The organism is Candidatus Cyanaurora vandensis, assembly GCF_013285555.1.
Classification (GTDB): Bacteria; Cyanobacteriota; Cyanobacteriia; order Gloeobacterales; family Anthocerotibacteraceae; genus Cyanaurora; species Cyanaurora vandensis.
On the sequence record NZ_JAAXLT010000091.1, the window covers coordinates 1 to 9990 of the forward strand.

Annotated in this window: 11 protein-coding genes; 8 read left to right on the forward strand and 3 right to left on the reverse strand. The window is 56.1% G+C overall.

The window, feature by feature from the left end; translation table 11 throughout:
• Nucleotides 1-193 precede the first annotated feature (193 nt).
• On the reverse strand, nt 194-886 hold the full coding sequence (locus HFM78_RS05755; protein WP_287128470.1) for a nuclease-related domain-containing protein: 693 nt from the start codon (nt 884-886) through the stop codon (nt 194-196).
• Between the two features lie 101 nt (nt 887-987).
• Between HFM78_RS05755 and HFM78_RS05760 the strand changes: the two genes are divergently transcribed.
• The 6 genes from HFM78_RS05760 to HFM78_RS05785 all read left to right on the forward strand — a co-directional run bounded on the left by HFM78_RS05760 (nt 988) and on the right by HFM78_RS05785 (nt 5107).
• On the forward strand, nt 988-1302 hold the full coding sequence (locus tag HFM78_RS05760; protein WP_287128471.1) for a DUF1825 family protein: 315 nt from the start codon (nt 988-990) through the stop codon (nt 1300-1302).
• 3 nt (nt 1303-1305) lie between these two features.
• The gene (locus tag HFM78_RS05765) at nt 1306-1707 is read left to right on the forward strand and encodes a Fur family transcriptional regulator (RefSeq protein WP_287128472.1); all 402 of its coding nucleotides are present in this window, start codon (nt 1306-1308) and stop codon (nt 1705-1707) included.
• Nucleotides 1691-2419, forward strand: coding sequence for a phosphoribosylaminoimidazolesuccinocarboxamide synthase (gene purC, locus HFM78_RS05770; protein WP_396034908.1), 729 nt, complete (start codon nt 1691-1693; stop codon nt 2417-2419). Before HFM78_RS05765 ends, purC begins: the two co-directional genes overlap by 17 nt.
• Nucleotides 2416-2691 carry a hypothetical protein gene (locus tag HFM78_RS05775; protein ID WP_287128474.1) on the forward strand — a complete coding sequence of 92 codons (276 nt, stop codon included), beginning with the start codon at nt 2416-2418 and terminating at the stop codon, nt 2689-2691. The genes purC and HFM78_RS05775 overlap by 4 nt, the downstream gene beginning before the upstream one ends.
• Nucleotides 2692-2874: 183 nt before the next feature.
• Entirely contained in the window at nt 2875-3852 is a 978-nt protein-coding gene (locus HFM78_RS05780; protein ID WP_287128475.1) for a TerC family protein, read from the forward strand.
• 31 nt (nt 3853-3883) lie between these two features.
• Nucleotides 3884-5107 carry an MFS transporter gene (locus tag HFM78_RS05785; protein WP_287128476.1) on the forward strand — a complete coding sequence of 408 codons (1224 nt, stop codon included), beginning with the start codon at nt 3884-3886 and terminating at the stop codon, nt 5105-5107.
• 29 nt (nt 5108-5136) lie between these two features.
• On the opposite strand, the gene HFM78_RS05790 is transcribed toward HFM78_RS05785, so the two are convergent.
• Nucleotides 5137-5580 (reverse strand): FKBP-type peptidyl-prolyl cis-trans isomerase, encoded by a 444-nt coding sequence (locus HFM78_RS05790; protein WP_287128477.1) that lies wholly within the window; start codon nt 5578-5580, stop codon nt 5137-5139.
• Between the two features lie 54 nt (nt 5581-5634).
• A complete protein-coding gene (locus tag HFM78_RS05795) occupies nt 5635-6429 on the reverse strand; it encodes an inositol monophosphatase family protein (protein WP_287128478.1) in 795 nt (264 codons plus the stop codon).
• A gap of 184 nt (nt 6430-6613) precedes the next feature.
• Between HFM78_RS05795 and tadA the strand changes: the two genes are divergently transcribed.
• On the forward strand, nt 6614-7066 hold the full coding sequence (gene tadA, locus HFM78_RS05800; RefSeq protein WP_396033041.1) for a tRNA adenosine(34) deaminase TadA: 453 nt from the start codon (nt 6614-6616) through the stop codon (nt 7064-7066).
• Nucleotides 7067-7196: 130 nt separating this feature from the next.
• The coding region (gene smc / locus HFM78_RS05805; protein WP_287128480.1) for a chromosome segregation protein SMC at nt 7197-9990 on the forward strand (2794 nt) is incomplete at its 3' end.

Genomic DNA, 9990 nt, shown 5'->3' on the forward strand with positions numbered 1-9990 from the left:
AATCTCCCTAACTTCGCTATTGATGGCAACATCAATAGCTGTAGTGCCAAAAGGGTCTAGGAGTCCGGCGAGGAATTCTTTAGAGAACTGGTCGTACTTGTGCGTGTCATGGGGGAGAGTGTAGCATCTAATCATTTTCACTAATTTGTTTGTTCTTCTGCCCTAGTCCTCCACCACCCGGGAGGGAGGGACTTCACACCAACAATCCCGCGTCAATCCGTTCACAAATCTCGGTCACTTCGGCATCAGTGTAGGTCTGGGGTAGTTGCTCAATGGCGGTGAGGAGGGCTTTGAGGTCTACCAGGGGGATGCCCTTAACTTTGAGCGGGGTGACTTGGGCAAAGGGAAAACACAGGAACGCGGTGACAGCAAGACCTTTTTGTTGGAGAGCTTCGCTGAGGGCGCGGGTCTGGGCGGCGAGATTCTTGCCGGACCAACGGGTACCCAGGGGTTGCTTGAACCCAATCCGGCCCCGTGAAACGACTAACGTCCCGCGCTGACTCTTGGTCTCTACCAGGACAATCCCGCCCGGTCCCACCGCTAGGTGGTCAATATCGCCAATTTCGGGGAGTAGGACGTTGTGAAAAACCCGCCAACCGGGTAAATTATCTAGGCATTCCCCCACTTTCTCTTCGGCTTGGGCCCCACGACGGGCATTGTAGACTAGGAGGCTCTGTTGGTTCAGCCGCGTCCCGACAAAAATAGACAAAAAGACTAGTGGCGCAGCGAGCAACACCGCAACCGGGCTAAAGAATAACAGAACAATCGCCAATACCGCGAGCAGGACTGAGAGAAACGCCAAGCCCAACGCCTTACTCGTCCGCCTCGCCTCAAGCTGACGAACCGAGTAACCAGGTTTGTTGGGCTGATGGTCCAAGAGATGCATTCTTCAATGGTTACGCATTCGCGTGGACTTGTCCAGTTACAAGCCCCTAATTAAGATTTGCTACGATAGGGAAAGCTGTTTGGTTCTGGTAGGAGGCGACCGTGGGATTTTTTGAGTCACCCGTGGTACAGGAAGAAGCCCGTCAATTCATGAAGGATTATCAGGACTTGATGCAACTGGGCACCCACTATGGCAAGTTCGACCGGATTGGGAAAGAAAAGTATATCGAGCAAATGGAGACCCTCCTCGAACGGTATGCTGTCTTTATGAAACGCATGGAACTATCGGATGATTTCATGGCTCAGATGGCGATGCGTGACCTCAAGGACCAACTCGGTAATTTTGGCATCCAGCCCCAGCAGATGTTTGACCAGATGACCCACCGTCTGCAACAGATGAAGCAGGAACTCCGCTAAGTGATGAATACCCAACAACGCTGGACGCGCGGTCAACGGACGGTCCTCGATGCACTCCAAGACAAAGACCATCTCCTCTCTGCCCAGGAAATCTATTCACAGTTACGTGACACGCCCCAGGAAGTCGGGCTCGCCACGGTCTACCGTGCCCTAGAGATGTTGTTGGCGCGGGGGCAGGTCCAAGCGGTCAGTGTGGGTGACCAGCAGACCTATTACCAGATTAAAAGTAACCACCGCCACGGTAGTCACCATCTAATCTGCACCCACTGTAAGCGGGTGATTGCTCTACCTGCCTGTCCAGTACGCGAACTAGAGTCCCAGCTTTCGCAACAACATCGTTTTTCGATTGATTATCATGTATTAGACTTTTTTGGGTTATGTCAAGCTTGTGCTAACCGTGCCTGAGGGCCGTGTGACCAATAGTTTGTTGTATGAAGGGAAGGCCAAGCAGATCTATACCACCGACCAACCGGGGGTTCTACTTGCGGTTTTCAAGGACGATGCCACGGCTTTCAATGCCCAGAAGCGTGGGACCATCCAGCGCAAGGGCCAAGTCAATGCCACTATCTCCGCTCATCTCTTTCGGAAACTGACAGCGGCAGGTATCCCCAACCACTTCCTCGACCAGCCGGAACCCCACGCTCTGCACCTGAGCCAGTTGCGGATGATCCCCCTTGAAGTCGTTGTCCGCAATGTGGTGGCGGGGTCCCTCTGCACCCGGACGGACTTACCACGGGGTCAAGTCCTCGCCCGACCCCTCGTCGAGTATTTTTATAAAAATGACCGCCTCGGCGACCCATTGCTCAATAACGAACATATCGCGCTCTTGGGATTGGTCACGATGGACGAACTCGCCCTCATCCGCACCTCTGCCCTCCAGGTGAATGAGATTTTGAGCAATTTCTATCAAGCCTGTGGTATCCGGTTGATTGACTTCAAGTTGGAGTACGGCTGGGGGGACCAGGGTTTGACCCTGGGGGACGAGCTCAGCCCTGATAACTGTCGGTTGTGGGATATGCGCGACGACCGGGTTTTGGATAAAGACCGTTTCCGTCATGACTTGGGCGGGGTGGATGAATCCTATCAAGAAGTCCTGGCGCGAGTTCTGAAGTTATGAAAGAAGATTCCTACGATTTAACGCTCCTCAAGCAGCAGATTAGCCGACTTGCCACCCAACGCGCAGGCGACCTCCCGGCCCTGCGTGAACTGTTGTACTGCCTTGAAGAAGCCTTTGTGCTGGTCCGCGATGGCGTGTACATGAATGCCCTCCCCGATAATCGCCATGATCTTTTTGAGGTCTTGCAGGAGATGGAAGATAACCAGAGTTGGCCCATCCTCCCCCGCGTCCAAGTCCAGCATTTACTCGCCCACCTCAAGGACCCGCCGTAGCTTGGAATTTTTAATAATCTGAATTAATTTGAAGATGGATGGGGAGTAGCCACCCGGTAACGGGTCGTTCAGTCGTCAACCCGGAGTAACCCTTCCGGCTGAGCGTAACCACTGGCGAGACCACCACGATGTTCAGCCGTGGGGTCTTCTCAGGATCCCTGCGGCCTAGCTGGAGTCTGGGTCATGGGAACCGAAAGTATTGGGTTGTGGATCGGGTTCAATGTTTTTGTCTTAGCGATGCTCGGCCTGGACTTGGGGGTATTTCATCGGAAAGCCCACGTGGTCTCCTTGAAGGAAGCAACGGTCTGGAGTGGGGTCTGGATCAGCATCGCGTTGTTATTTAACCTGGGAATTCTCTACTTTTGGGAGACCCTGGTGCCGGGGAGTACCTACAGTAATCACGAGGCCGCCCTTGCTTTTTTCACGGGGTACCTCATCGAGAAATCCTTGAGTGCGGACAATATCTTTGTCATTGCCCTCATTTTCAGTTACTTCGCGGTCCCGGCGGTCTACCAACATCGGGTTTTATTCTGGGGCATCCTGGGTGCTTTGGTAATGCGGGCGGCGATGATCCTGGTCGGGGCAGCCCTGATTAAGGAATTCCACTGGATCATCTATGTTTTTGGCGCGTTCTTAATCTTCACTGGGATCAAGATGGGCACAAGCAAAAACGAGCAGCTTGACCCCGAGGCCAACCCCATCATCAAGTTGGTCCGCCGTCTTATCCCGGTTACAGACCAATACCATGATGACCGTTTCTTTATTCGGCAGACGGGTAAGTGGCTCGCGACCCCGCTCTTTTTAGTGTTGATCTTGGTGGAGACGACGGATTTAATCTTTGCCGTAGACTCGATCCCTGCCATTTTCGCCATTACCCAGGAACCCTTTCTGGTCTATACCTCCAACGTCTTTGCCATCTTGGGCCTGCGGTCGCTGTATTTCCTGTTGGCGGGGGTGATGGATAAATTCCACTACCTGAAGCTGGGGCTGGCGGTGATCCTGACCTTTATTGGGGTCAAGATGGTGTTGATTGATGTCTTTAAGATCCCTACTTTTGTTTCGCTGGGGGTAATTGGGCTGGTCCTGGTGGTAGCAGTCAGTGCTTCACTGCTCAGGGCGAAACGTCTGACGACTCAGGTCCACCCGGAGGAGGTGGGTTAAGATGACTAGGCTGTGAGGGCTGATGCTTCAGATGGCAACGACAACTTTGGACCCAGCCCTACGCCGTGACCTCATCATTTTATTTGTAGCCGGGTGTTTCTTCTGGAGTAGTTTGGCCTCTCTGCTCCCGGTCCTACCGCTCTACCTCAATGAAAAGGGCGCAGATGAGCAACAGATTGGGCTGGTCATGGGGGCACTGGCCGCAGGGATTATCTTGGCACGGGCCAGCGTCACGCTGCTAGCTGACCAACGGGGCCGCAAGCTGGTCCTCACCGTGGGGTTGGTCGTCGGAGCCGTGGCTCCCCTGGGCTATGGGCTATCCGATGCTCTGCCCTGGCTCTTGATGGTCCGGGCCTTCCATGGCGTGAGTGTGGCGGCTTTCACCACGGGCTATGCAGCCCTGGTGGTGGACTTAATCCCACCCAGCCAACGGGGCGAACTGGTCGGGTACATGAGCTTGGTCAATCCCTTGGGTCTGGGGGTGGGTCCGGCCTTGGGGGGTTATCTCCAGGCTTCTTTGGGCTATCCCCCGGTCTTTTGGATGTCGTCAGGCTTGGCGTTGGTGGGCTTGGCCTGTATGAGCTTACTCCGGGATAACCCACTGCCAGTCAGGTTGGAGCCGGGGGTGAAAGCCCCTTTCTGGCAACTATTGAAGGAGCGCAGGGTCCTTACCCCGAGCGTGCTCATGCTCCAGATGGGGTTGATTTTTGGGACGGTGAGTACGTTTATCCCGCTCTTGGTTGAAGATGAAAAGCTTGCGATCAATCCGGGTCTGTTTTACACGACCTTAGCCTTGGCGAGTTTTTCGGCGCGGTTTTTTGTTGGGCGGGCTTCGGACCGTTTTGGGCGGGGTCCTTTTATTTTGGTCAGTTTATTTTTATATGTAATTGCGATGGGGTTGATTTGGCTAGCCCCCACTACCCCGCTGCTCCTCACGGCAGGATTCTTTGAAGGCTTTGCCTCAGGGATGCTCTTCCCCACCATCCTGACCCTGGTGGCGGATCGTTCTCAGCCGGAGGAGCGGGCACGAACTTTGAGTTTGAGCTTGGGCGGGTTTGATTTGGGGATTGCGATTGCGGGGCCGGTGCTCGGGTTGGTTGCGGTTTGGTTAGGACTCAGAATTATGTTTGGGCTGGCGGCAGTGTTGGCGGTACTGGCCTGCGGGACATTTTTGACCCAGAACGGTAAAAATTTAATGGAGTCGCTCCGCTTCGCCCTGGGTCAGGGCGGGGATAGTTATCGGTTAAAAGAATAGGGGCGCGATTGTTCACGCCCCATCCGGTATTAACGAACGCCGACGAGTTCAACATCAAAGACCAGCGTGGCATTGGGGGGGATCACGCCGCCCGCCCCGCGCTCACCGTAGGCCAAGTTGGGAGGGATGATGAGTTTGCGTTTCCCGCCGACTTTCATCGTGGCGATCCCTTCATCCCAGCCCTTGATGACCCGTCCGGCCCCGAGGGGAAACTCAATCGGTGCGCCGCGCTTGTAGGAGTTGTCGAACTCTTTGCCGTCGGACTTGAGGGTACCTACATAGTTGACGCTGACGGTCTGACCGGCTTTGGGGACGGCCCCGATGCCTTCTTTCACTTCTTCATACTGCAAACCGCTCGCCGTGGTAATCACTTTGGCACTCTTGGTGGTTTTGGTGGTCATGGTTGGACCGGCCTGGACCATCAGGGGAGCGAAAAGCAACACCAAGGCCAGGGGTAGAATCTTTACGTTCATCGTGCTTGTCCAGGTTGACATCTAATTGTCCCATACCCAACCGGGGTCCTCAAACTAAGGCGCGATGTACTGACCCTGGACTTCCAGCAATACTGTACTTACGGGCCGGTGAAGTAAACCATTGGTGGCGAGGACCCGACCGGAGGCAAGGTCTAGCGGACTCCCGTCGTAGGCCGTGACCCTGCCCCCTGCCTCTTGGACCAGTACCACCCCTGCTGCCACATCCCACACCGATAGACCCCGCTCCCAGTAACCATCCAAGCGACCACTGGCAATATAGGCCAAGTCCAGGGCGGCGGCTCCATCCCGGCGGACACCCTGGGTGAGATGGGTCAGGCGGCAAAATTCCCGGTAGTTGTTGTCTAGGACTTGGCGGCGGTCGTAGGCAAAGCCGGTGACGAGGAGGCTCTGGGCCAGGGTTGAGCAGGTGGAGACCTTGAGGGGTGAGCCGTTTAACCAAGCACCCCTGCCCGTTGCCCCGCTAAAAAGTTCGTCTCGTGCTGGGTCATAAATCACGCCCACAGTGGGCACTCCGGCGACTAAGAGACCGATGGAGACTGCGTAAAAAGGATAACTATGGGCAAAATTCGTCGTCCCATCGAGGGGATCAATCGCCCAAGTATATTGACTAGTTCCTCGTTGGCCCGACTCCTCGGCGAGGACCGCATACTCCGGGAAATACTCGCTCAAAATTTTGAGGATAGTCTGCTCAGCGAGGGTATCGGCTTCACTGACCAGATTGCCGGGGGATTTCTCAGTGATGTTATTGAGCCGTCCCCAATGCTGGCGTAACACTGCTCCCGCCGCCAATGCCGCCGCTGTCGCTGCGGTCAACTGTTCTTGCCACATGACCTACTCCAGTGGACCGCCTCTAGAGTGACATACAAGTGTCCCTCTGCCCCAAGTCGTAGGTATCGGTGTGAGGGCAAGACCCTTTAGACAAATTAATTTACAGTCCCTAGTTGAACTGTTTAAGTAGCCATTGAACCCGCTAAACACTTGCCGTCGCGCGCGTCCGTGCTATCTAGAAGTAATGATGCCTCATAACTATTGGATGCAACTAGCCTTAGCCCAGGCCCAACTTGCCGCAGATGGGGGAGATGTACCCGTGGGAGCCGTGGTCGTGCGCCAAGACCAACGCATCGCCCTGGGTCATAACCGCCGGGAACAGGACCAAGACCCCACTGGCCATGCCGAAATCATTACGCTCCGTGCTGCCGCTCGTCAGCTTGGACAATGGCGACTGACTGACTGTACGCTCTACGTCACCCTCGAACCCTGCGCCATGTGCGCCGGAGCCATCGTTCAAGCGCGGCTGGGTCTGTTGGTGTACGGAGCCGATGACCCCAAGGCTGGAGCTATCCGTACTGTCTGGAATCTACCGGCAAGCCCACTCTCTTGTCACCCGCTCACCGTCCTAGCTGGCGTCGAGGAACTGGCCTGTCGTAAACAGTTGCAGCAGTGGTTCCGCCGATTGCGTCCTTAGATACGTAGGGAGACTAGCTTTCACGGCGGGGTTCTAGCACCAAACCTAGTACCAGCGAGAGAATATGACACCATAGGTACATTTCTGGCGCGGTTGGGTTAAAATCTGCACAACCCTGGGAAGCCGCCCCATGCATATCACCTGCATTGAGGTTGATAAATTCAAATCGTTTGGTCGCTATACCCGGATACCCCTACGCGATGGTTTCACTGTCGTCTCCGGTCCCAACGGCTCCGGGAAATCTAACATCATTGACGCGCTCCTGTTTGCCCTGGGCCTATCCGATGCACGGGGCCTGCGGGCCGGGAAACTCTCCGATCTCGTCCATCAGGGCATGACCAAGGGTGAAGTCGTCGTTACTGTCACCTTGACCGGACCCGAAGAAACCCTGACCGTAGCCCGCCGGTTACGCGTCAGTGGCTCCAACTGCACCAGCACCTACATCTTTAATAGTCGCCCCTGCACCCTGACTGAGCTCCACGACGAACTAGCCCGCCGCCGGATCTACCCCCAGGGCTATAACGTCGTCCTCCAGGGCGATGTGACCGATATTATTTCGATGAACGGACGCGAACGGCGCGAAATTATTGATGAACTGGCGGGCGTAGCCGATTTTGACCGCAAGATTATCCTGGCAAAACGAGAACTCAGCGAAGTCCAGGCCCAGGAAGAGCGGCTGCGTTTCGTCGAACACGAGTTGCAACAGGCCCTAGAACGCCTCAGCCAAGAACGCCAAAAAGCCCAGGAATACCAACAATTACGCGCCCAACTCGCCGTCTGGCAAGCCTACGGTGAACTTTTCACCTTGGCCCGACTTGCGACCCAACTCCAGGTAGGAGCAGAGCAACTGACGACGCTCCATCAACAAATTACCGCCACCGTCACGACCCAGACCCAGACCGCCCACCAACTCACCGAGCAAGAAGCCCACCTCACCCACTGGCAAAATGCCGTCAAACAACTGGGCGAAGAAGAACAACTAACCCTCCAAACTGCCCTTACTGCCGCTCGTCTACAACTGGAACAGACCCAACAACAACAGCAGGACCTCAACCAACACCAGACCCAACTCAAGCAACAACAGCAACAACTCACTAGCGAAGCCCAACGGCTCCAAGTAACTCCCCTAGATGAGCAACGGACCCAGCTAGACCAGCAACTCAGCCAGACCCGGCTCAACCTGCGCGACCAACAACAACAGCTTGACCGTCACCGCGAACGGCTGCGCCAACTCTCCCAGTCCTCCGAAAGCTGGGTCCAACAACAAACCACCCTCAACCAACGCCTCCAACAACTCCAACAGACCCTCACCCCCCTCCAACAGACCCTCACCCGCCTAGCCGAACGCCTCCTCCAACAACGACAACAACAGCAGGATACCGCCCAAGAAGCCCAGGCCACCGCCCCCCAACTCCAGGAACAGACCCGTCAACTCACCATCCAGACCCAAGCCGTCAGCGAACACACCCAACGCTGGGAGAGCCTCCGCGCCCAAGTCAGCCAGCAGCAAGGCCAGCTACTCACCGACAAAAGCACCCTGCGCCGTCTCGAAAAGGAATACCAGCAACTCTGCCGTGAACTCGACCAAATCGAAGCTCGTCAGCAAGCCACCCGTGAACTCGACGGACAGGGCGCGGTCCAAGCCATCGTGAAGGCTAACCTGAGCGGGGTTCATGGCCCCATCCTCCACCTCGCCCAAGTCCCAGCCGAGTACCAGTTGGCCCTCGAAGTGGCAGCGGGGGGCCGTCTTTTTAACGTCGTGGTGGATGACGACGGCGTAGGGGCGGAGGCGATTGAACTGCTCAAGCAACAACGGGCGGGGCGGGCGACTTTCTTACCCTTAGCGCAACTGCGTGACCCAGCACGGCTTTTGCCCCTGCGCGAGGAAGGGGTAGTGGGCTATGCGGTGGAGTTACTGGAGTTCGCGCCCTGTTACCGGCGGGCTTTTGCCTATGTGTTTGGCGATACAGTAGTGTTTCATTCTCTAGAACTCGCCCGTCGGCAGTTGGGGCGTTACCGGATGGTCACCTTGGGCGGCGAACTTTTAGAGAAATCCGGGGCGATGACCGGGGGTTCCCAACGCCAACGCAGCGGCAACCTCTGGCGCGGTGCTGTGGAAGTCCCCCAGGCCCAACAGAGCCGCCGTCAAGATTTAGAGACGATGATCCAGACCCTCAGCCAGCGGCTCGAAACCCAGGAACATCAACTCCAACAGCTTCAACAACAGGCCCAGCAAGCCGAACGGCTGAGTGTCCTCGGCAGCGGTCAACAACAGCAAGGCCAGCGCGAAGTCCAGCGGCTCCAACAACGATTGGACCACCTCTTGACCCAACGCGAACACCTTGCTCAGCAACACCAACAGGACCAACAGGCCCAGACCAAGGCCCAAACCCAGGTCGCCCCCCTCGAAACCGAAATCAGCCAACTCCAACAACAACTCGCCGGACTCAAGACCTACAGCGTCTACCAGGAATGGCAGGCCCTCCAGCGCACCGTGACCGAAGCCGACCAGCACCGCCAACACTTACAACAACAGGTCTTTACCGAAGAGAGCCAGATCCAGCAACTCGAAACCCAACGCCAACTCAACCAGCAACGCCAACAGGACCTCACGCACCAGCAAGCCAAACTTCAAGCGCAACTGACCCAGGCTCAGACCCATCGCGCTGCCCTTACTGACCGCCACCTAGCACTCCAGACCCAGGTTGCTGAATTACAGACTGCTTGGCACACCCTCGAAGCAAAACTCCAACACACCAAAGCCCAGCGCGACCACTGGGAAAAAGTCACTCAAGAGACCCGGCGACAGGTCCAGACCTGCCAGTGGCAACAGGAACAACTCCAGGAAAAAGTCCAACACCACCAACAGGCCCTCAACGGACTCCAGGACCAGTACGCCGCCCAACAAGAGATTTGTGCTCCCC